The sequence below is a fragment of the Nocardiopsis sp. TRM 82005 genome, assembly GCF_056312425.1.
In genome coordinates this window covers 1-22,306 of sequence record NZ_JBWDTQ010000010.1, presented here as the reverse complement: position 1 = coordinate 22,306, position 22,306 = coordinate 1, and the positions used below count along the sequence as shown (strand labels likewise).

At 71.8% G+C, this 22,306-nt stretch carries 16 protein-coding genes; 4 read left to right on the top strand and 12 right to left on the bottom strand.

Annotation, left to right across the window (positions count from 1 at the left end):
* Positions 1-44: 44 nt before the first annotated feature.
* The 3 genes from AC0T5L_RS06610 to miaA all read right to left on the bottom strand — a co-directional run bounded on the left by AC0T5L_RS06610 (position 45) and on the right by miaA (position 3,321).
* Positions 45-1,313 (bottom strand): cytochrome P450 family protein, encoded by a 1,269-nt coding sequence (locus tag AC0T5L_RS06610; RefSeq protein ID WP_476164487.1) that lies wholly within the window; start codon positions 1,311-1,313, stop codon positions 45-47.
* A 13-nt stretch (positions 1,314-1,326) separates the two neighbouring features.
* A complete protein-coding gene (locus tag AC0T5L_RS06605) occupies positions 1,327-2,136 on the bottom strand; it encodes a TetR/AcrR family transcriptional regulator (RefSeq protein ID WP_476164486.1) in 810 nt (269 codons plus the stop codon).
* 183 nt (positions 2,137-2,319) lie between these two features.
* The gene (gene miaA / locus AC0T5L_RS06600; protein ID WP_476164485.1) at positions 2,320-3,321 is read right to left on the bottom strand and encodes a tRNA (adenosine(37)-N6)-dimethylallyltransferase MiaA; all 1,002 of its coding nucleotides are present in this window, start codon (positions 3,319-3,321) and stop codon (positions 2,320-2,322) included.
* A gap of 97 nt (positions 3,322-3,418) precedes the next feature.
* On the opposite strand from miaA, the gene dapF reads away from it, so the two are divergent.
* Entirely contained in the window at positions 3,419-4,243 is an 825-nt protein-coding gene (dapF, locus tag AC0T5L_RS06595) for a diaminopimelate epimerase (RefSeq protein ID WP_476164484.1), read from the top strand.
* Here the strand turns inward: dapF and AC0T5L_RS06590 are convergent.
* The 4 genes from AC0T5L_RS06590 to aceB all read right to left on the bottom strand — a co-directional run bounded on the left by AC0T5L_RS06590 (position 4,209) and on the right by aceB (position 10,174).
* On the bottom strand, positions 4,209-5,636 hold the full coding sequence (locus tag AC0T5L_RS06590) for a (Fe-S)-binding protein (protein ID WP_476164483.1): 1,428 nt from the start codon (positions 5,634-5,636) through the stop codon (positions 4,209-4,211). The two genes, dapF and AC0T5L_RS06590, sit on opposite strands and share 35 nt — an antisense overlap.
* A 26-nt stretch (positions 5,637-5,662) precedes the next feature.
* Positions 5,663-6,886: an FAD-binding oxidoreductase gene (locus AC0T5L_RS06585; protein WP_476164482.1), complete on the bottom strand. Its 1,224-nt coding sequence runs from the start codon at positions 6,884-6,886 to the stop codon at positions 5,663-5,665.
* 45 nt (positions 6,887-6,931) lie between these two features.
* Positions 6,932-8,422, bottom strand: coding sequence for an FAD-linked oxidase C-terminal domain-containing protein (locus tag AC0T5L_RS06580; protein WP_476164481.1), 1,491 nt, complete (start codon positions 8,420-8,422; stop codon positions 6,932-6,934).
* A gap of 147 nt (positions 8,423-8,569) precedes the next feature.
* Positions 8,570-10,174, bottom strand: coding sequence for a malate synthase A (gene aceB, locus AC0T5L_RS06575; RefSeq protein ID WP_476164480.1), 1,605 nt, complete (start codon positions 10,172-10,174; stop codon positions 8,570-8,572).
* A 333-nt stretch (positions 10,175-10,507) separates the two neighbouring features.
* Here aceB and hflX point away from each other — a divergent pair, with 333 nt between their 5' ends.
* Complete coding sequence (gene hflX / locus AC0T5L_RS06570) at positions 10,508-12,046, top strand: GTPase HflX (protein WP_476164479.1); 1,539 nt, start codon at positions 10,508-10,510, stop codon at positions 12,044-12,046.
* 447 nt (positions 12,047-12,493) lie between these two features.
* On the top strand, positions 12,494-13,702 hold the full coding sequence (locus AC0T5L_RS06565) for an amidohydrolase family protein (protein ID WP_476164478.1): 1,209 nt from the start codon (positions 12,494-12,496) through the stop codon (positions 13,700-13,702).
* 32 nt (positions 13,703-13,734) lie between these two features.
* Here the strand turns inward: AC0T5L_RS06565 and holA are convergent, their stop codons facing one another.
* The 5 genes from holA to AC0T5L_RS06540 form a co-directional block, all read right to left on the bottom strand.
* On the bottom strand, positions 13,735-14,697 hold the full coding sequence (gene holA / locus AC0T5L_RS06560) for a DNA polymerase III subunit delta (RefSeq protein ID WP_476164477.1): 963 nt from the start codon (positions 14,695-14,697) through the stop codon (positions 13,735-13,737).
* Between the two features lie 64 nt (positions 14,698-14,761).
* Positions 14,762-17,104 (bottom strand): ComEC/Rec2 family competence protein, encoded by a 2,343-nt coding sequence (locus AC0T5L_RS06555; protein ID WP_476164476.1) that lies wholly within the window; start codon positions 17,102-17,104, stop codon positions 14,762-14,764.
* A 7-nt stretch (positions 17,105-17,111) separates the two neighbouring features.
* Positions 17,112-18,083, bottom strand: a complete 972-nt coding sequence (locus tag AC0T5L_RS06550) for a helix-hairpin-helix domain-containing protein (RefSeq protein WP_476164475.1) — start codon at positions 18,081-18,083, stop codon at positions 17,112-17,114.
* A gap of 526 nt (positions 18,084-18,609) precedes the next feature.
* Complete coding sequence (rpsT, locus tag AC0T5L_RS06545; RefSeq protein ID WP_476164474.1) at positions 18,610-18,879, bottom strand: 30S ribosomal protein S20; 270 nt, start codon at positions 18,877-18,879, stop codon at positions 18,610-18,612.
* 206 nt (positions 18,880-19,085) lie between these two features.
* On the bottom strand, positions 19,086-20,060 hold the full coding sequence (locus tag AC0T5L_RS06540) for a hypothetical protein (RefSeq protein WP_476164473.1): 975 nt from the start codon (positions 20,058-20,060) through the stop codon (positions 19,086-19,088).
* 244 nt (positions 20,061-20,304) lie between these two features.
* Here AC0T5L_RS06540 and lepA point away from each other — a divergent pair, with 244 nt between their 5' ends.
* The gene (lepA, locus tag AC0T5L_RS06535; RefSeq protein ID WP_476164472.1) at positions 20,305-22,146 is read left to right on the top strand and encodes a translation elongation factor 4; all 1,842 of its coding nucleotides are present in this window, start codon (positions 20,305-20,307) and stop codon (positions 22,144-22,146) included.
* The last annotated feature ends 160 nt before the right edge of the window (positions 22,147-22,306 follow it).

Genomic DNA, 22,306 nt, shown 5'->3' with positions numbered 1-22,306 from the left:
CCCCGCGCACACGCGCCGGGGCCGCGCCCGTCCCGGATCCGGTCTCAGCGGAGGCGGACGGGCAGGCTGTCCATCCGCAGGGTGCCCGGGGTCTTCTGGCGCTGCGGTTCCCGGCCGGGAACCAGTGACAGGTCGGGGTAGGCCTCCAGCAGGGACCCGACCGCCACCTCGCCCTCCTGGCGGGCCAGGGCCGCCCCCAGGCAGTAGTGGAGGCCGTGCCCGAAGCCCACGTGCGCCTCGCCGGGCCGGCCCTGGTGCCGGGTGATGTCGAACCTGTGCGGGTCCGGGTGGACCCGCGGGTCGCGGTTGGCGCCCGCGATGACCGCGATCGCCCGCTGCCCCGCGGCCAGGCGGCCGGTCCTGAGCTGGACGTCCTCGGCCGCGTACCGGGCCTTGCTGACCGCTGCGGTGCCCCCGTATCGGAGCATCTCGTGGACCGCCGAGGGCAGCAGGGCCGGGTCGGACCTGAGCGCCTCCAGCTGCTCGGGGCGGGTGAGCAGAGCCTCCACACCGTTGCCTAGCAGGTGCGCGGTGGTCTCGTGTCCGCCGACGACCAGGGTGAACACCAGGGTGATCAGCTCACTCTCACTGAGGCGTCCGCCGTCCTCGTCGCGGGCCCGGACCAGCGCGCCGAGGAGGTCGTCGGTCGGTTCGGCGCGGCGCTCGGCGAGCATCTCCTTGATGTGGTCGATCATCGCGCCGAGCGCGTCGTTCATCAGTTCGGCGCGGGTGGGGTCGAACTTGTGCAGCTGTGCGCTCCACTCCCGCCAGGCGGCGCGCTCCTCCTCCGGGACCCCCACCAGGTCGCAGATCACCGCGATCGGCAGAGGGTAGGAGAAGTGCGGCATGAGGTCCACGACCCCGTCCCCGTCGGCGAGCTCGGGCAGGCGGGCGAGCAGGTCGTCGGCGATGCGCCGCACCTTGGGCCGCAGCTCGTTGACGCGGCGCACGGTGAAGGTGCGCGAGACCAGCTTGCGCAGCCGGGTGTGGTCTTCGCCGTCCTTGTCCAGGAGCGACTCGGTCAGATAGGTGACCAGGTCCGGACGGATGCCCATCGAGTTCAGGGCGTCGGAGCGCTTGGCGGTGACCTGCCCCTGGGACACGTGGGCGGGGTCGAGGACGAACCGCCGGTCGCTGAGGATGGTGCGCACGTCCTCGTCGTCGACGAAGAGGACGGCCTCCATGGTGTCCACGAAGAGGGCCGGGGCCGAGCCGCCCCTGGCCCGGACCCGTTCGATCACCGAGACGGGGTCGGCGGCGAACTCGGGTGAGCGCAGGTCGACGAGGTCGTTGGACGAGGACGTGGCTGTCATGGGCTCTCCTGGTCTACGTGGTGCGTGTGGTCTGTTTCTGCCGTTCGACCTCGTCGCGGATCCGACCCTCCAGGCGGGAGAACACCTCCACGACCCGGGGGTGGACCTTGTGCGCGCTCTCGGGAAGGACGTCCTCCTCCAGGAGCAGCCGGACGCTCTGGGCGATGAGGTCGGCGCGGGTGGTGTGGTCCGGTACGTGGAAGCGGATCTCGTTCAGCAGCGGACCGGCGACCATATGGCCCAGCGTGATCGTGCTGAAGGCGTAGAGCTGGTCGTCGAAGGATCGGTCGGTGCGCAGTACTCCGTGTTCGCGTAGCAGGCCCCAGGAGGTCCGCAAGGCCTCCACCCGTTCCTGGATGACGTCACCGATCACGTCCGACGCACGGCGTGAGAGATCGCTGAGGGTCTCGGTGTCGCTGGTGAACACGGACCGCAGGATCGGTGAGTCGAGCTGGCGCAGGTAGAGGTTGCGCGCGAGCTCGCTGGGCCGGATGTTCTCGGGTGACTGGCGCATGGTGTCCAGCAGCCGCGAGATCATGCCGAGCTGTGCCCGCATGATGACCGTCATGAGCAGCGCGTCCTTGGTGGAGAAGTGCAGGTAGACGGTCCCCTTGCCGACCTTCGCCCGTCGGGCGACGTCCTCGATGGTGACCTTGCGGTAGCCCCAGGCCACTATCAGTTCCTCTGCCGCGTCCAGGATGCGGTCGGCGCGCAGCTCGCGGTCGGTGACGGATGGGTGTTCGGTGGACGGGGCCACGGTGTGCTCCTGCGAGTCGAGGGTGTGCATGGTGGGGCTGGCCACGCATGTTGACGCGATGACCATATCTCCACACCTCCCTCACTGACTCGATGACCAGATTTGAAAACTGGTCATATAGTCAAACTAGGCGGCCGGGCGTGCGGTGGCAAGGGGGTCGTACCGGGTTTCGGGCCGAAGGCCGGGCAGGGAGACAGAACGGGGGCCGGACCCCGTCGGGCCCGGCCCCCGTGGACGCGGAGGAGGCGGCTACTCCGTGGCGCGCTGGGCGCTGGGCACCCAGGTGGACACGTCCACCAGTGCCTCGCCAGGCTCCTCCGAGGCACCCGCCAGCGCCCGGTCCACCTGGGCCAGGGCACGCTCCAGGAGGTCGGGAGCGTCATGGGGCAGCCAGCGCACCCGCGGGTCCCGGCGGAACCACGACTCCTGTCGGCGGGCGAACCGTCGGGTGGCCTGGGCGGTGGCCGCCCTGGCCTCCTCCTCGGACAGCTCTCCGTCCAGTTGGGCGAGCGCCTGTGCGTACCCGAGCGCGCGCGAGGCCGTCCGGCCCTCGCGCAGCCCCTCTCCGTCCAGGCGGCGGACCTCTTCCAGGAGGCCCCGCTCCCACATGCGGTCCACGCGGGTGCCGATGCGCCCGTCCAGTTCGTGACGGGGGGAGGTCAGACCGATCTGCGTGCACGGGTAGAAGGAGGTGTGGTCCGGCAGGTTCGCGGTGAACGGCCTGCCGGTCAGCTCGATGACCTCCAGGGCGCGTACGATCCGCCGCCCGTTGCCGGGCAGGATGGCGCGCGCCGCCGCGGGGTCGGACTCGGCCAGACGGGCGTGCAGCACGCCCGGGCCGACGTCGCCCAGCTCCGTCTCCAGGCGGGCGCGGACCGCGGGGTCGGTACCGGGGAAGTCCAGGTGGTCCAGGACCGCCCGCACGTACAGGCCCGAACCGCCGACCAGGATGGGGATGACGTCGCGGTCGGCGCACTCCTCGACGCGGTCGCGGGCCATGGCCTGGTAGCTGGCCACGTCCGCGGGTTCGCTGACATCCCAGACGTCGAGCATGTGGTGGGGGATGCCGCGCCTCTCGGCCTCGGTGAGCTTGGCGGTGCCGATGTCCATACCCTCGTAGAGCTGCATGGAGTCGGCGTTGATCACCTCGCCCCGGCGCCCGATGCGCTCCTCCAGCCGTAGGGCCATCTCGACGGCCAGGTCCGACTTGCCCACAGCGGTCGGGCCGACGACCGCGATCACCTTGATCATCCCCCCAGCGTATTCAGGCGGGGGCCTGCCCCGGACGGCCGCGCTTCGCGCGCGGTGCCCCCAAGCGACGGGTGGCGTCCAGCGAACACGCCCTAGGATGGTCGGCATGCGATTCGCTAAGGGCCACGGAACAGAGAACGACTTCGTGATCCTCCCCGACCCCGAAGGGGAGCTCGACATCACGGAGGAGACCGTCCGTCTGCTGTGCGATCGACGGGCCGGTATCGGTGGCGATGGCATCCTGCGCGTGGTGCGCACGCGTGCCCTCGGCGAGGTCCTCGCACCAGCCGCCCGCACGGCTGAGCGTGCCGAGTGGTTCATGGACTACCGCAACGCCGACGGCACGGTCGCCGAGATGTGCGGCAACGGGGTGCGGGTATTCGCCCGCTACCTGTTGCACGCCGGGCTCATCCGGGGCGACCGGTTCGAGGTGGGCACCCGCGACGGCGCCAAGGAGGTGCGCGTCGACGCCGACGGCGACATCACCACGGACATGGGCCGTGTGGAGATGCAGGGGACCTCCTCCGCCAAGCTCGCCCGGCAGGTGGTGCACGGCGCCCAGATCTCCGTGGGCAACCCCCACCTGGCCTGTGAGGTGCCCGGCCCCGTCGCCGAGGTGGAACTGACCGAGCTGCCGGTGCTGGACGGCGAGGCCTTCCCCGAGGGGGCCAACGTCGAGGTGTACACCGAGACCGCCCCGGGCGTGCTGGAGATGCGCGTGTACGAGCGCGGCTCCGGTGAGACCCGCTCCTGCGGCACCGGTATCGTCGCCGCCGCCGCTGCCGCCACCCCGAGCGGTGAGGGCGCGACCTGGCGCGTGCGGGTTCTCGGAGGCGAGTGCACCGTGTTCCTGGACGCTGACGGTGCGAGGCTGCGCGGCCCGGCCGTCATCGTGGCCGAGGGCGAGACCTCGCTGGCCTGAGCGTTCCGGAGCCGGGAGTACGACGACGCCCGGCCCCGGGGCGGCTCCGGCCGAGCAGCCGCTCCACGGTCAGGCCGCGCATGGAGGCGTCCAGCACCCTGGCGGTGTGCGTCACGGTGACCGGAGAACCCGCGCGCTCCATGGCGGCGGCGATCTGTAGCGAGCACCCGGGGTTGCCCGAGACCAGCACGTCCGCACCGGTGGAGGCCACGTCCTGGCCCTTGCGGTCGCCCAGCTCATTGGCGGCCTCGGGCTTGAGGAGGTTGTACACCCCGGCCGACCCGCAGCAGATCTCCTTGTTGGGCAGGTCGGACACGCGCAGCTCGGGGATGCCCGCGAGCAGGGCACGGGGCGGCTGGGTGACGCCCTGGCCGTGGGAGAGGTGGCACGCGTCGTGGTAGGCCACGTGCAGGGGGAGGGGGTGGCGCTCGGCACGCGGGCCCAGGTCCACCAGGAACTCGGTCAGGTCCACGACCCGCTCGGACAGGGCACGTCCCCGGCGCACCCAGGCCCCGTCGGCGCCCGCCTCGGCCAGAGTGCGGTCGAAGTGCTTCATGCTGGAGCCGCACCCGGCCGAGTTGACCACGATCCGGTCCACACGCTCGCGCTCGAACGCCTCGATCAGGCGCTGGGCGAAGCCGGCGGACTCCTCCAGGCGGCCGGCGTGCCCGGAGAGGGCGCCGCAGCAGCCCTGGGTACGCGGCACGACCACGTCGCAGCCCTCCAGGGCCAGTACGCGCGCGGTCGCGGTGTTGACCTCGGGGAAGAACGCCCCCTGTACGCAGCCCACCAGCATGCCCACCCGGGCCCGCGCCCGTCCGACTGCGGGCACCAGCTCCGGCAGGGGAGGCGGGGCGGGCGGCAGCGGCGGCGAGACGCGCTCCATCGCGGCCAGGGCCGGGGAGGCCCGCTCCAGCAGCCCGGACCGCCGCACCAGCGAGGACACCCCGCTGGCCTGGTAGGCGCGCAGGGGACCGCGCAGCAACCGCAGCCTGCGCCGGTACGGGAAGAGCGTGAAGATCGCCCCCCGCAGCGCACGCTCGCCCCGGGGCCGCTCGTGCTCGGCCTCCACCCGGTGCCGGGTGTGCTCGATGAGGGCGTCGTAGGCCACCCCCGACGGGCACGAGGACACGCAGGCCAGACAGCCCAGGCAGTTGTCGAAGTGCCCGACCGCGGTCTCGGTCAGCACGTCCTCGGTGTGCGTCTGCTCCATCAGGTGGATGCGCCCGCGCGGTGAGTCCATCTCCTGCCCCCACAACACGTGTGTGGGGCAGGTGGGCAGGCAGAACCCGCAGTGGACGCAGTCGTCGATCAGGTCGCCGAACAGTTGCTCGCGCTCGTCCGGAGCCCCACGCGCGTTCTCGTCCGTAGCCCCGGTCGGTAGGTCGGTCACGGGCCCTCCCCGGTACTCGTGGTCTTTCAGATGCCGCCCGCGAAACGTCCGGGGGCCAGTCGGTGGTCGGGGTCGAAGGAGTCCTTGACCGCCCGCATCAGCGGCAGCCCGGGTACCTCGCCCCACAGGTCGACGCCGGCGGCGTGGACCTGTGGTTCCGCCCGCAACAGGGTCATCGACCATCCGGGGACCGAGCGCACGCCGCCGGCGACCTCCCCCACCGCCCCGGCACCGGTGCCCGGGGGGAAGGACGCGTACAGCGCCCCCGCCCGGAGCGAACCGCTGACGTGCGCGGCCGCGTTCACCGCTCCGGAGAGCTCACCCACCCGAGCGGCGGCACGGACACTCTCGGCGGGAGGCACCGACACCAGGGCGAGCGTGCCCGCGGCGGGCAGGACGCCCCAGCCCCCGGGCAGGACGTCGGCCACCTCCGGCTCCCCGCCCAGGGCCCGGGCGATCTCGGCCACCCGTGCTCCGAGCCCGCCCGAGGTGCCCTCCAGCACCACCCGCAGGCGCCCCGGCCCCTCCGGGGGCTGGTCCAGCTCCACCGCCGAGGGCACCGCCGTGCTCCGCCGCAGCGCCGCCAGCGCCCGTTCGGCGTGCTCGGCGGAGGAAACCTCGCGGCTCACCACGCGCAGGGCCGGAGGGACCGGGTACAGGCGAAAGGCCACCGAGGCGATCACGCCCAGGGTGCCCAGCCCGCCGGTGTGCAGCTTGGCCAGGTCGTACCCGGCCACGTTCTTGACCACCCGGCCGCCGCTGCGCGCCACCACCCCGTCGGCGCGCACCACCGTCATGCCGATGACCAGGTCGCGCAGCGCCCCGCTGAGCAGGCGGCGCGGACCGCTCACACCCGTGGCGACCATCCCGCCCACGGTGCCGCCCGCGCGCACCGGGTCCATGGACAACCGCTGCCCCGCGGCGGCCAGCACCCCGTACAGCTCGTCCACGGGGGTGCCCGCACCGGCCTCCACCACCAGGTCACCAGCGATGTGCTCGATCCAGGACAGGCCGGTGGTGTCCACGAGCAGGTCCAGGCGGCGGGGGAGGCCGCCCCAGTCCGCGGCCGTGCCGTTGCCGCGCGCGACGACGGCCAGCTTCTCACGCGCGGCGGCCGCCATGACCCGCCCCAGCGCCTCGGTGCCGTCGGGGCGCGCCACGTGCGCGGGGAGCAGGCCGCCCACCGTGTCGGAGCCGGTCCCCTCCCGCAGGGCGCGGCCCTCGGCTCCCAGCCCCTCGGCGAGTGTCACGCGCGTCTCCCCACTCTCGTGTCCTGTCCTGCGGCGCCTCGGTGTTCAGAACTGCTCGGCCTCTCCCGACTCCACCAACGGGTGCACGCCCTTGCGTACCCCGGGCCGCTCACCGCACAGCCGAGGGGTGGGCAGCAGTTTGTCCGGGTTGGCGATCCCGCCCGGGTCCAGGGCCCGGCGGAACAGGTCGAAGGTGGCCAGGTCGTCGGGGCCGTACATGCGCGGCATCTTGCACGCCTTGTCCACTCCCACGCCGTGCTCGCCGGTGATGGACCCGCCGTGTTCGACGCACAGGTCCAAGATGGCACCGGAGACCTCCTCGGCCCGTTCCCCCGCACCGGGCTCGGCGTCGTCGAACAGCACGAGCGGGTGCAGGTTGCCGTCCCCGGCGTGGAAGACGTTGGCGACGCGGATACCGCTGGCGGCCGACAGTTCGGTGATGCGGCGCAGTACCTCGGGCAGGGCGGTGCGTGGGACGACGCCGTCCTGGACGATGTAGGCGGGGCTGATCCGGCCGACGGCGGCGAAGGCCGACTTGCGCCCCTTCCAGATACGGGCGCGCTCGTCGGCTCCGCTGGCGGTGCGGGTCTCGAAGGCGCCCGCCTCCGCGCACAGCCGGGTGACCTCGGCGAGCTGGGCGTCGACCTCGGCGGCGGGCCCGTCCAGCTCCACGACCAACACGGCCGCGGCCCCCCCGGGGTAGTCGCAGGCCACGGCCCTCTCGGCGGCCTCGATGGCCAGCGCGTCCATCATCTCGACGGCCGAGGGCAGCACCCCGGCGGCGATGATCGAGCTGACCGCCCGTCCGCCCGCGTCCATCGAGGTGAACGCGGAGAGCAGGGTGACGGTCCGCTCCGGCGACCGGGTGAGGCCGACGGTGACGCGGGTGGCCACGCCCAGGGTGCCCTCGGAGCCGGTGAAGGCCCCGATGAGGTCGTAGCCGTGCGCGCCGGGGCTCTTGCCGCCCAGGCTCACCAGCTCACCGGAGGGGGTGACGATGTCCAGGCCGCGCACGTGGTTGACGGTGAACCCGTACTTGAGGCAGTGGGCGCCGCCGGAGTTCTCGGCGACGTTGCCGCCCACGGAGCACACCTGCTGGCTGGAGGGGTCGGGAGCGTAGTAGTAGCCATGCGGCATGGCGGCGCGGGTGACGTCGATGTTGGCCACCCCGGGCTCGACGACGGCGCACTCGTTCTCGACGTCGACCTCCAGGACGCGGCGCATGCGCGAGGTGACGAGCAGGACGCCCTCGGCGTGGGGGAGCGCTCCCGCCGACAGGCCGGTGCCCGCGCCGCGGGGAACGAAGGGCACGCCGTTCTCGGCGCACAGGCGCACGACGGCGGCGACCTGGTCAGCGGTGGTGGGCAGCGCGACGACGCCGGGAACCGCGCGGTGGTGGGTGAGGCCGTCGCTCTCGTAGGTGCGGCGCTGGGCGGTGTCGGTGAGGACGCCGTCCTCACCGCAGATCCGGCGCAGCGGCGGGACGAGCGCGGCCGCACTGGCCTGAGGCTTCGCCGCGGACGCGGTCTCGGACATGGGCGCCTCCCGGTTCCACCGGCGTCGACGGGGCTGGTTCCGCCCGTACCGGTTGCGACCTCGCAAGGTGAAAGTACGACCGCACCCCCTGCCGGGGCAAGGGGTGCGGTGGAAGCCGTCTTCCGTTTTATGAAATCTGCGCCGAAATTACGGCATGCGCTCGTAGGCGGGCAGCGTCAGGAAGTCGACGTAGTCGTCGGCGAGGGCGACCTCGGTGAACAGCTCGGTGGCCTGGCTGAACAGATCCTCGTCGAAGCTCTCGCCCAGAGCCTCTCGGATGGCCGCCAGCTCCTCGTCGATGATCTGCTTGACCAGGTCGCCGGTGACCTTGGGACCGTCGTCGAGGGTGATGTCGTTGTGCAGCCACTGCCAGATCTGGGAACGCGAGATCTCGGCGGTCGCGGCGTCCTCCATCAGGTTGTGGATGGCCACCGCGCCGTTGCCGCCCATCCACGACGCCAGGTACTGGAGGGCGACGTTGATGTTGCCGCGCAGGCCGGCGAGGGTGACGCCGCCCGGGGTCCTGTCGACGGCGAGCAGGTCGGCCGCGGAGACCTCCACGTCGGGACGCTGCTTGTCGAGCTGGTTCGGGCGCTCGCCCAGGACGCCGTCGAAGATCTCCATGGCGACCGGGACCAGGTCGGGGTGGGCGACCCAGGAGCCGTCGAAGCCGTCACCGGACTCGCGGGACTTGTCGTCGCGGACCTTGGCGAAGGCGGTCTTGTTGACATCCTCGTCCCTGCGGGAGGGGATGAAGGCCGCCATGCCGCCGATGGCGTGCGCACCGCGCTTGTGGCAGGTCTTGACCAGCAGTTCGGTGTAGGCGCGCATCATCGGCGCGGTCATGGTGACGGCGTTGCGCTCGGGCAGCAGGAAGCCGCGGCCACGGGTGCGGTGGGTCTTGATGATGCTGAACAGGTAGTCCCAGCGGCCGGCGTTGAGCCCGGCGGAGTGCTCGCGCAGCTCGTAGAGGATCTCCTCCATCTCGAACGCGGCCGGGATGGTCTCGATCAGGCAGGTGGCGCGGATGGTGCCGCGCGGGATCCCCAGGCGCTCCTGGGCCAGGACGAAGACCTCGTTCCACAGGCGTGCCTCGAGGTGGCTCTCCATCTTGGGCAGGTAGAAGTAGGGGCCCCTGCCCTTGTCGATCTGGCGCTGGGCGCAGTGGAAGAAGTAGAGCGCGAAGTCGACGATGCCGCCACTGGCGCGCTGGCCGTCCACGAGGATGTGCTTCTCGTCCAGGTGCCAGCCGCGCGGGCGCACGACGATGCTGGCGAGCTCCCCGTCCTCCTTCAGCGAGTAGGTCTTGCCCTGGGGAGAGGTGAAGTCGATCTTGCGGTCGAGCGCGTCGCGCAGGTTGAGATGCCCGCCGACCATGTTCTCCCACAGCGGGGTGTTGGCGTCCTCGAAGTCGGCCAGCCACACCTTGGCGCCGGAGTTGAGCGCGTTGATGGTCATCTTGCGGTCGGTGGGGCCGGTGATCTCGACCCGTCGGTCCGTGATGCCGGGGGCGGGAGGGGCGACCCGCCAGCTGTCGTCCTCGCGGACGTGCTTGGTCTCGGGGAGGAAGTCGAGGTCGGTCCCGGCCGAGATCTGCTCCTGTCGGGCGACCCGGGCGGCGAGGAGCTCCTGGCGGCGCCCCTCGAAGGTGCGGTGTAGTTCGGCGACGAGAGCGAGGGCGTCCTCTGTGAGGATCTCGTCGAACCGTTCGTGGAGGGGGCCGGTGATCTCGACCCCGTGCGTGGCGCCCATGAAAAACCTTCCGCAATACGAAATAAGCTTCTGGTATGTGGAAAACGAAGCTACCGCCCTGGTCGGCGGGCGGTCAACGTCGCGCGTGTCTCACGTGACCGAGAAGTTTCCCGCGATGAGAAGGTCGCAAAAACTTCTCCGCCGAAGTTTCGGCACCCTTGGCCAACAGCGATGCGGCCCCGCCCCGCGTGCGGTGCTGTGCCCCGCCGCGAGCGCCCTGCAATAATTCAGGTGCCCCGGCGGAGACGAGGTGTCACCATCGACAGGGCACCCGCCACGGCCCGGCCACGGGAAGAATCACGGCGGTGATCACGTTGACCCACCTGGAGGGATATGAATACAGCTGACACCCGCGGAAGCGTCCGACCCGGCCACGAGGCCGAGGACGCGTTCCGCGAGGCGATCACCGTCGGGGACGGGGTCAACGCAACCGACGCGTCCCGCGAGGCCCAAGGCGCCGGCGGTAACCGCTACGAAGACCCGAACAACGCCCCCGACCAGGGCGAGATGGAACTCGCGGAGCGCCACGCGCTGCGCCGAGTGCAAGGGCTCTCCACCGAGCTCACCGACGTCACCGAGGTCGAGTACCGGTCCCTGCGGCTGGAGCGCGTCGTCCTCATCGGTGTGTGGACCACCGGGACCCAGGCCGAAGCCGACAACTCGCTCGTCGAACTGGCGGCCCTGTCCGAGACCGCGGGCGCCCTCGTTCTCGAAGGCCTCACCCAGCGCCGTTCCAAGCCCGACCCCGCCACCTACGTCGGCAAGGGCAAGGCCGCCGAGCTGCACGACATCGTGGAGGCCACCGGCGCCGACACCGTGGTGTGCGACGGGGAGCTCACCCCGGGCCAGCTGCGCCAGCTGGAGGACGTGGTCAAGGTCAAGGTGATCGACCGCACCGCCCTGATCCTGGACATCTTCGCCCAACACGCTCGCAGCAGCGAGGGTAAGGCCCAGGTCGAACTCGCCCAGCTCAGCTACCTGCTGCCGCGGCTGCGGGGCTGGGGTGACTCCCTGTCCAGGCAGGCGGGCGGTTCCGGCGGCGGCAGCGCGGGCGGTGGCGTGGGTCTGCGCGGTCCCGGTGAGACCAAGATCGAGACGGACCGCCGCCGTATCAACGACAAGATGGCCAAGCTGCGCCGCCAGCTCGCCCACATGCGTACCGCACGCGATGTCAAGCGCGACGTCCGACGCACCCGCGAGGTGCCGTCCGTGGCCATCGCCGGCTACACCAACGCGGGCAAGTCGAGCCTGCTCAACCGGCTCACCGGCGCCGGCGTCCTGGTGGAGAACGCCCTGTTCGCCACCCTGGACCCGACCGTCCGCCAGGCACGCACGCCCGACGGCCGTGGATTCACGCTCAGCGACACCGTCGGCTTCGTCCGGCACCTGCCGCACCAGCTGGTGGAGGCTTTCCGCTCCACCCTGGAGGAGGTCGCCGACTCCGACCTGGTCCTGCACGTGATCGACGGGTCCCACCCCGACCCCGAGAGCCAGATCAGCGCGGTCCGCGAGGTGTTCGCCGACATCCACGCCGCCGACGTGCCCGAGCTCATCGTGGTCAACAAGGTGGACGCCGCCGACCCCGACGTGCTCAGGACGCTGCGCACCCGCTACCCGGACATGGTCGAGGTCTCGGCCCGCACCGGGGAGGGCGTGCCCGAACTGGTGACGGCGCTGGCCGACGCGCTGCCCGAGCTGGCACACGAGGTACGCGTGCTCGTTCCGTACTCGCGGGGAGACCTCGTCGCCCGGGTGTACGAGGAGGGGCGCATCCTCAGCGAGGAGCACACCGGCGAGGGCACGGCGATCCATGCCTTCGTCCCCGAACTGCTCGCCGCCAAGCTCGACGAGTACACGCCCAGCACGGTCTGAGGGCCGCGCGACACACCACGCACCGTGACGGCTGAGGGCCGGGGCGCCCCACGAGGGGTGCCCCGGCCCTCCCGTGTCCGGGGCCCGGTGGCACAGGCGTGTCACGTGCGTGTCGCCCGAATGAAGCCACGTCCCGAAGCTGGGGTTCGTCGCGCTCGCTACGCTGCGTACTCGCGATTTTTGCCCCGAGACATTCGCTTTCGGCTTCGGCGGGAGGTGTACACGGAGTCCGCGGATGGACTACGGTTTTGGAGCACTGGCCGCCAGTGGCGGCTGTCCGAGACAGCCGAGACTCCCCCACTGCCCGGCACCGCGGCGACTGCCCGGTCGCCCCCACCGGCTCTGTCGGACCGCTCCAGATACGAGGTCGCTATGTCCGCCCGTGTGTCCCACGACCGTGCTCCCCGGCCACAGTGGCGGATCTGACCGGCGAGGACGGGCGATCCCATGGCGGTAGTACTCCTCAGCAACATCGGACGGCTGTGGACCGGGAACGAGCTGCTCACCAACGCCGCGCTCCTGATCCACGACGATCGCGTGGCCTGGGCGGGCCCCGCCGCCGAGTTGCCCCAGCGCGTCCCGGGCGTGGTGGAGGACCTCACTGACGTCGACGACGTCGTCAACATCGACGGCGGCATGATCACCCCCGGGCTGGTCGATGCCCACTGCCACCCGGTGTACGCGGGCGACCGCTACGCCGAGGTCAACATGTGGGCCAAGGGCGCGTCCAAGGGGGACATCTTCGCGGCGGGCGGCGGTGTCTCCACGACCGTGACCATCACCCGGGGCACCGACCCCTGGACCTTGTGCAACGCGGTCCGTGAGCGGCTCCGGCACTGGGTGCTGACCGGCACCACCACGGTGGAGGCCAAGACCGGCTACCACCTGACCAGGGACGGGGAGCTGGCCGACGTGCGCCTGCTGCGCTCCCTGGAGGAGGAGCCGGGCATGCCGCGCCTGCACGTCACCTTCTTCCCCGCGCACGGGGTGCCACCCGAGTTCTTCGGACGTCCCCAGGAGTACGTCGCCACCGCGGCCTCCTGGCTCAACGACGCCGCCCTGGCCGGTGCCGACGGCGTGGACGTGTACTGCGACAACCAGCAGTTCACCACCGAGGACGCCCACATGCTGCTGGGCGTGGGACAGTCGGCGGGGTTGCGCACCACACTGCACGCCTGTTCCCGGCCCCGGCACGGTGCCGTGCGCATGGCCACCGAGATGGGCTGCTCGTCGGTGGACCTGTTGCACGAGACCGACGAGGACGACGTCCTGGCACTGGCCGCCACCCGCACACCGGTGGTGGCCTGCCCGACCACCTCGCTGCACGAGCGCCGCACCCCGCCGGTGCGGGCCCTGCTCGACCACGGGGTGCCGATCGGCCTGGGCACCGACCACAACCCCGGCCAGTCCGGGACGATGTCGATGCCGCTGGTGATCTCGTTGGCCACCTCCATGTTCGAGATGACCGTCCAGGAGGCACTGCACGCCGCCACAGTGGGCAGCGCACGAGCTCTGGGGCTGGGCGACCGCGGCGTGCTCGCGCCCGGCAGCCTGGCCGATCTGGTCCAGTGGGACGCCGACCACGAGGGCGCGTTCGCCTGGTCGATGGGACTGAACACCCTGCGTGTGTGGCAGGGCGGCAGAACCATCCGCTGAGGGACCGCTGTGCCGACGCCCGGAGGCCGCTCTCAGCGCCTGCCGCGCGCCCGGGCGATCTCGATCACGGCGCGCTCCAGCGCGTACTCGGGGTCGCGTCCGGCACCCTTGATGAGCGCGTCGGTCTCGGCGACCACCGCCATGGCCCGGGTGACCCCCGCCGGGCTCCACCCCCGGGCCTGCTGGCGCAGGGTGCGCAGCTTCCACGGCGGCACCTTGGCCCGCTTGGCCAGATCCGCCTCAGAGGTGCCGCGCGGCGGCTGGGCCGCCACGGCGATCCCGCGCACCGCGCCGGCCAGGGCGCTGTTGATCAGCACCGGGGCGGTACCCACGGCCAGCGACCAGCGCAGCTGCTCCAGCGCCTCGGGCAGGCGGCCCTCCACCGCGCGGTCGGCCACCGTGAACCCGGAGGCCTCCGCTTTGCCGGAGTGGTAGCGGGCCACCGCCGCGGCGTCCACCCGGCCCCCGGTGTCGGCGACCAGCTGGGTACAGGCCGCGGCGAGCTCGCGCAGCTCGCTGCCGACCGAGTCCACCAGCGCCTGTGCGGCGTCGGCGGTGATCTGGCGTCCGGCTCGGGAGAACTCGCCCTTGACGAAGGACACCCGCTCGGCGGGCTTGCTCGGTCCTTTGCAGTCCACCCGCTGGGCACCCGCCTTGGCCGCCGCCTGTAGCAGCGCCTTGCCCTTGTTTCCGCCCGCGTGCGTGAGCACGAGGTTGACGTCGTCGGCGGGGTCCTTGAGGTAGTCGGTGACGGTCGCCGCCAGATCCTTGGTCAGGTCCTGGGACGAGCGCAGCACCACCACCCGCCGGTCGCCGAACAACGAGGGCGAGGTGACCTCGACGAGCGTGGACATCCCTATCTGGGCGGGCACCAGGTCGTGGACGTCCACCTCGGGGTCGGTCTCGCGGACCTCCGCGACGATGGCGGCGACGGCCCGGTCGACGAGGAGTTCCTCGTCCCCGACGATGATCGTGAGCAGGGCGGGTGCAGGCATACAACAGAGCATGCCACGTCCCACCGACCAGCCGGACGCACAGGAGGCGACCGCCGGACACGTCCTACCGCGCGGGATCGGGGCCGCGCACCACGGCCGTGCCCGGACCGGAGCCGTCGCCCTCCAGCACGGCCACGTCCCCGTCCCGGTCGGTGCGCAGGTTTACCCGCGCCACCCGTTCCAGCACCCTCCAGGTGAAGGGCGCGGGATGCCCGTAGGGGTTGTCCGCGCCGACCGAGGTCACCGACACCACCGGATCCGCCGCTTCCAGGAAGGATGGTTCCTGGGTGCCCGCCCCGTGGTGCGGAACGGCCAGCACGGTCACCGGCAACAGGTCCGCGTCCGCCCCCTCCAGCAGTCTGCGCTGCGCCTCCTCCTCGATGTCGCCGGTCAGCAGCACCGACAGGGCCGCCCCGTCCGCCCGTGCCACCACCGAGGCGTCGTTCACCGAACCCGAGAACCCCGCCTTCGGCCACAGCACGCGCAGCAGCCACGGTCCCACCCGCAGCTGCTGGCCGCGCCCGGCCTCCAGCAGCTCCACACCGGCGCCGGCGAGCAGACGTCCGGTGGCGCTTTCGCCGAACCCCGGCGGAGCCAGCGCCGTGTGCACCCGCCGATGCCGCAGAACCCCGGGAGTACCGTCCACATGGTCTGCGTGGTCGTGGCTCAGGACCAGCAACGGGACCTCGACCACCCCCAGACGCCCCAGACAGGCGTCGACAGCCTCCGGGTCCTCCCCGGTGTCGGAGACGATCGCCGCCCCCGGGCCCGCCGACAGCACGAACGCGTTGCCCTGGCCGACGTCGCACGCCACCAGCGCCCATCTCGGCGGGGGCCAGCCGCCCGGCAGGCACCGGGCGGCCAGGGCCAGGACCAGCACGGTCACCACCAAGGCGGCGACCACCCGGCGGATCCGCCCGTGCGTGAGCACCAGCGCCGCCAGCACGGCGGCGAGGAACAGGCCCCCCACCACATCGGAGCGCCACGACAACGCGCTGTGGGGGACCCGGGCACCGGCCTGGGCCACCGCCGCGATCCATGACACCCCCAGGCCGGGAAGGCGCGCCGCCACCGCCGCCGCGTCCGGCCACACCGCGGCCAGGGCCGCCACCGCCGATCCCGCCACGGTCACCAACGCGACCACCGGGGCGGCCAGTACGTTCGCCGGGACCGCCACCCACGACAGTTCGCCCGACAGCAGCACCAGCACGGGGGAGACCGCCACCTGGGCGGCCACCGCCACCGCGAACGCCTCCGCGACCGGGCGCGGCAGGTACTCCGACCACGCCCGTGTCCACGGCGGCACCAGCAGCAGGATGCCCGCGGTCGCCAGCACCGACAGCGCGAACCCGAAGGAGGCGGCCAGCCCCGGGGCGACGAACAGCGTCCCGACCACGGTGACGCTCAGCGCGCCGAGCGCCGCATGGGTACGTCCGGTGGCCAGGGCCAGCAGTCCCAGCGATCCCATGAACGCGGCACGCACCACACTCGGCTCCGGTCGGCACACCAGGACGAACACCCAGATCATCGCCGCGCCGCCCACCACCGAACACCACGGGGGAGCCCGCACCATCCGGGCCGTCGCCAGCACGAGACCCGTCAGGACGGCCAGGTTGGCCCCGCTGACGGTCAGCAGGTGCGTCATCCCGGTCGCCCGGAAGTCCTCGGCGGTCTCCGGCGGCACCAGGGACACGTCGCCAACGATCAGTGCGGGAAGGAGCCCGCGTTCGGGTTGTGCCAGCACGGAGGCGGCATCGCGCAGCCGTGCCCGGACCTGCCCGGCGAGGGCCTGGGGCCGTCCGGGCCCGCTCACCTCCTCGGGCGGTCCGCGTACCAGCACCAGCGCGGCGGTGAGCGGTTCGTCCTCCGCGCCCAGGAAGACGCCCCGCGCCCGGAAGGACTGGCCGGGCAGCAGGTCGTGCCAGCCCTCGCCCGACGCCAGGACCACCACCGGCGCACGCGAGGCCCGGACCCCGTCCCGGGCCCGCACCCACGAGGTACTGGCCCCGATTACCCACTCCGCCCGTCCTGGCCGGGGCGTTCCCGCCCGCGGTACCGGGTCGGCGGTCACCACCGCCTCGAACTCCGTTTCGCGCCGGTGCTCCGACGCTTCCTGGGCCGCGCTTTCGGCCACCCGGTACACGTGGACACCGGTCACCGCCGCCACCGTGGCCGCGCAGGCAAACGACGCCACGACGGTGAGCGCCACCGCCTCCAGCGGCGGACGCGCCGCCGCGAACAGACCGACCGCGGCGCACCCCGCCGCCCCAGCGAGTCCCCAGGCCGTCCACGGCGACACCGCGAGCGCTCCCAGCGCGGTGAGCCAGGCCGCCACCGCCGGTATCAGGAGCCGGAGGTCGGGTGGCCGGTCCAGCCCGTAGGCGTCCGTGCCCAGCCACGTCACCACGGTCCGGTCACCCCACCGTGACGTGGGGTTCGAGGCTGTCGAGCACCTTCTCGCCGATCTTGCTCACGTTGACGAGCTCGTCGACGCTGGCGAAGGGGCCGTGCTCCTCCCGGTGGGCGATGATGTTGTCGGCGATCACCGGGCCGATGCCCGGCAGGGTCTCCAACAGCGCCTTGTCGGCCTGGTTGACGTCCACCGGTCCGCCGACCCCCTGCGGCCCGGCCCCGGTCCCGCCCGGGGCGGGGGGAACGCCCACCAGGACCCGCTCGCCGTCGACCAGCGGACGCGCCAGGTTGAGTAGATCGAGGTCCGCGTCCGGCAGCGCGCCGCCGGCCTCTTCCACCGCGTCGGCGACCCGCGATCCCGGGGGCAGCGTGTACAGGCCCGGGGCCTCCACCTCGCCGCCCACGTGCACGACCATGTCCGCCTCCGCCGCGGCGGTCTCCGGCCCCGAGGGGCCCTCCTCCGTCTCCGCGGCGGCGCCGTCCGCGGCCGGGTGACTGGTGGACGCGGCCCTGGTGGCCATCTCCGGCGCGGACACCGTGGTCGGCCGGTCGTGCAGCGCCAGCACCAGAGCGACGGTCAGCGCACCCAGTACGAACAGGGCGATCACCGCCCGGCGGGAGAGCGCCGCGTTGGGCGCCCACCGCTTGGACCACCGTTCCAGGAGCGAGCCGGGTGGCTCGGGGGCGAATTCCGTGTACCCCGACGGGGGAGGCTCCCGGCGCCGGTGCCGCCCTTCGGCCGGATCGCGCCACGGGCCCGGGTCGGCGGCCCCGTCCACCTCATCCGCTCCGTCCTGGAACACCTCGTCCCCGGCAGGCCCGTCCGGCTTCCGCGCGGCGGTCGGGGCCCCCTCCGGTACGGACCTCTCCGGTGCGGACCCTTTCGGTACGGGTGCCTCCGGCGCGGTGGAGGGGAGCGAGGGCGCGGACACCAGGTCGTCGGGGTCGCGCTCGGGCCACGCGTCCGGGGGCACCCGTGCCTTCCCGGGCGTGTGGCGGGCACCGTGGGGCCGGGCGCGGGCCCCGGCCGGGTGCTGGACCGAGTGGTCCCGTGCGGCGGCTTCGGAAGGTCGGACGCCGCGGCCCCGGAAGAGCGCGCCCGGGGGCCGGGCGCCGTGGTCCCGGGGATGCGTGCCCTCGGATCCCGGCGGCCGGTAAGGGGTCCGCGCGGCCACGGCGTAGGGTGCGCTCGGGATCGACGGGCCGCCGCCGTGAGGCGGCGCGGGTTCCACGGGCGGTCGGGGGATACGCGCGCGCAGACGCCGGGCGGCGGGCGAGGAGTCCAAGGTGAGAGCGCGGAGTCGGTCCTGCTGGTCGGACACGGGGGAGTGACGCCGGGGACGGCGCTGAGCGGTCATAAGGCTACGTTAGAAACCCGGGAACGCTGTGTCAGCAGCTGGTTTCAAGCTGTGGACAACCTGCGGTGCCAGTCCTTTGACCAGGGATGACAAAAACCCCGGCCTGGTGACGAGCACCGGACCGGGGTTTGGAGGATCAGTCTCAGGCGGACTGCATCGCGTGCAGACGCTTGGCGAGCGCGCTCTTGCGGTTCGCGGCCTGGTTCTTGTGAATGACGCCCTTGCTGGAGGCCTTGTCCAGGGCACGCGCGGCGGTGCGCTGCGCGGTGACGGCCTCCTCGACGTTCCCGGCCTCGGCAGCTTCGCGGAACTTGCGGATGGCCGTCTTCAGCGAAGAGCGCACCGACTGGTTGCGGACGCGAGCCTTCTCGTTCTGAAGGATGCGCTTCTTCTGCGACTTGATGTTCGCCATGCGAAAACGTGCTCCAGTTAATCTGATCATCGCGCCGGTTGGGCCAGCGGCTCAGCTCGCGGGCAGCCGTTCCGCGAGAGGCCGGCGTGGGTACCGGCGCCGGGTGTGTGTGAGTCCACAGGGCTCAATTACGAACGTGGAAGTCCGAGACACGGACCTTCAGTATGCCTCACGCGGAACACCGCTCAAACCTCGTCCGCCGTCCCTCAGGAGAGCAGCCACCCGGCCGTGTAGGCGGCCACGTCCTTCCTGCTGGCCTCGTCACCCAGATAGAACGCCACCCCCAGCGTCATCCCCGCCGGCGGGTCCGCCTCGGTCACCCCCAGCCGGACAGCGGCCAGCGCGGTCACCACCGACTCGTCCTCACCTTCCGGCGCCCACTCGCCGCCGCCGTGCGCGGGCAGCCCGAACCGCACTGCCACGTCCTCGTGCCCGCGCAGGGCGGTCACCGCCTCGGTCACCTGCCGGACCATGAACCCGCCGTACAGCGCGTCCCCGGGCATCCCGGCGCCCACGCCCGGCAGCACCACCTCGTCCGCGTACTCGGCCACCCGGTCCAGGTATCCCTTGGACCAGTACTTCTCCTCGCGATCCATGACGAACGACGGCACCCGACCGCCCGGCACCAGCTCCACATGGTGGGACTGCACTGACAGCACCGGGTCCTCGCCCAACTCCTCGCGCACCATCGACACCAGCGTGGGGACCGACGGGTCGTTCACCGTCACGGGCCGGATCTCCAGGTGCACCCCCGCGAACCCGTCCGCGGCCACCTCGGCGACCTCCGGGACGAGTACCTCGCGGGCCCCCGTGTCGAACCGGTCCCGGATCAGCGACGATCCGCTCTCAACGTGCCGCAGCCATGCCAGCGCGCGCACGTCCGGGTGCTTCTCAGACAGCCAGGACAGCAGCGTGCCGGTGTCCCCCACACGCTCGACCGAGCCATCGGCGCCGATGTCGCCCGCGTACACGTACACCGTGTCCACCCCGCCGGTGCCGAGCACCCGCTCCAGGGCGGCGGTGTCCTCCCACGAGCCCACCCAGGCCGCGTCCGCGCCCTGCGAGGCCGCCCACGGGGCCGGTTTCCCCGAGAACTGGTAGGCGAGCAGAGCCCCCGCCCCCACCACCACGACCGCGATCGCGGCCAGTCCGGCCAACAGCCGTTTCAACAGCCACTTCACCCGCTCGCTCCTCCCATCTCCGAGCCGCCCGCGCCCGAGCTGGGCCGTTCCCGGTTCCGGGTCGCATAATCTGGACACGAGTCCCACGCCCGTGCCCCATACTGCCGCACGGGTCGCGGCCGTCTCCGGGGAGGATGACCCCGCCGCCGTGGGATGATGGACGACGCCGTGGACCCACTCCGCGGCGGAGCGGTGCCGCCGCAAGGCGCACACGACCCGGACCCGACCCTGTGAACGGAGCACGGTGGCACAGCCGAACTGGACCGATCCCGCGCTGATCCGCAACTTCTGCATCATCGCGCACATCGACCATGGCAAGTCGACGCTGGCCGACCGGATGCTCCAGATCACCGGGGTCGTCGAGGATCGCCAGATGCGCGCCCAGTACCTGGACCGCATGGACATCGAACGCGAGCGCGGCATCACCATCAAGTCGCAGGCGGTGCGCATCCCCTTCACCGCGCTCGACGACCGCACCTACACGCTCGACCTCATCGACACCCCCGGCCACGTCGACTTCACCTACGAGGTCTCACGCTCCCTGGCTGCCTGTGAGGGCGCGATCCTGCTGGTGGACGCCGCGCAGGGCATCGAGGCGCAGACCCTGGCCAACCTGTACATGGCGCTGGAGAACGACCTCACCATCATCCCGGTGCTCAACAAGATCGACCTTCCGGCCGCGCAGCCGGAGAAGTATGCCGAGGAGCTCGCCGGGATCATCGGCTGTGAGCCCTCCGACGTGCTCAAGGTCAGCGCCAAGACCGGTGCGGGCGTCGAGGAGCTGCTCAACGAGATCGTCAACCAGCTCCCGCCGCCCGTCGGCGACGCCGACGCGCCCGCCCGCGCGATGATCTTCGACTCGGTCTACGACACCTACCGGGGCGTGGTCACCTACGTCCGCGTCGTGGACGGCAGTCTCAGCTCGCGTGAGCGCATCCAGATGATGTCCACCCGCGCCTCGCACGAGATCCTGGAGATCGGGGTCAGCTCGCCCGAACCCACCAAGTGCGACGGTCTGGGCGTGGGCGAGGTCGGCTACATCATCACCGGTGTGAAGGACGTGCGCCAGTCCAAGGTCGGTGACACCATCACCACCCTGGCCAAGTCCGCCACCGAGATGCTCCCGGGCTACCAGGAACCCAAGCCCATGGTGTTCTCGGGCCTGTATCCGCTCGAGGGCACCGACTACCCGGTGCTGCGCGACGCCCTGGACAAGCTTCAGCTCAACGACGCCGCCCTGGTGTTCGAACCGGAGACCTCCGCCGCTCTGGGCTTCGGCTTCCGCTGCGGCTTCCTCGGCCTGCTCCACCTGGAGATCACCCGGGCCCGCCTGGAGCGCGAGTTCAACCTCGACCTCATCTCCACCGCGCCCAACGTGATCTACCGCGTGGACATGGAGGACGGCGAAGAGCACACGGTGACCAACCCCAGTGAGTTCCCCGCGGGGAAGATCGCCGCGATCTACGAGCCGATGGTCAAGGCCACGCTGCTCAGCCCCTCGGACTACATCGGCCAGATCATGGAGCTGTGCCAGGACCGGCGCGGCGACCTCCAGGGCATGGACTACCTGTCCGAGGACCGCGTGGAGATGCGCTACGTGATGCCCATGGCCGAGATCGTCTTCGACTTCTTCGACAACCTCAAGTCCCGCACCAAGGGCTACGCCTCGATGGACTACGAGCCCACCGGCGAGCAGCAGTCCGACCTGGTCAAGGTCGACATCCTGCTCCAGGGCGAGGCCGTGGACGCCTTCTCCGCCATCGTGCACAAGGACAAGGCCTACTCCTACGGCGTGGCCATGACCAAGAAGCTGCGCGAGCTCATCCCCCGGCAGCAGTTCGAGGTGCCCGTCCAGGCGGCCATCGGCGCCCGGGTGATCGCCCGTGAGAACATCCGCGCCATCCGCAAGGACGTGCTCGCCAAGTGCTACGGCGGCGACATCAGCCGCAAGCGCAAGCTGCTGGAGAGGCAGAAGGAGGGCAAGAAGCGGATGAAGATGGTCGGACGGGTCGAGGTGCCTCAGGAGGCCTTCATCTCCGCCCTGTCCACCGACACCAGCGGTGCCGACGACAAGAAGAAGAAGTAGTCCGTGTTCTCCGCGTGCTCGCAGGCCCGCCCGTCGCCCTCCACCACCCTCAACGGTCGGCCTTTGGCCGTAGCTCTTCACGTCCGTCGCCCTCCACCACCCTCAACGGTCGGCCTTTGGCCGTAGCTCTTCACGTCCGTCGCCCTCCACCACCCTCAAC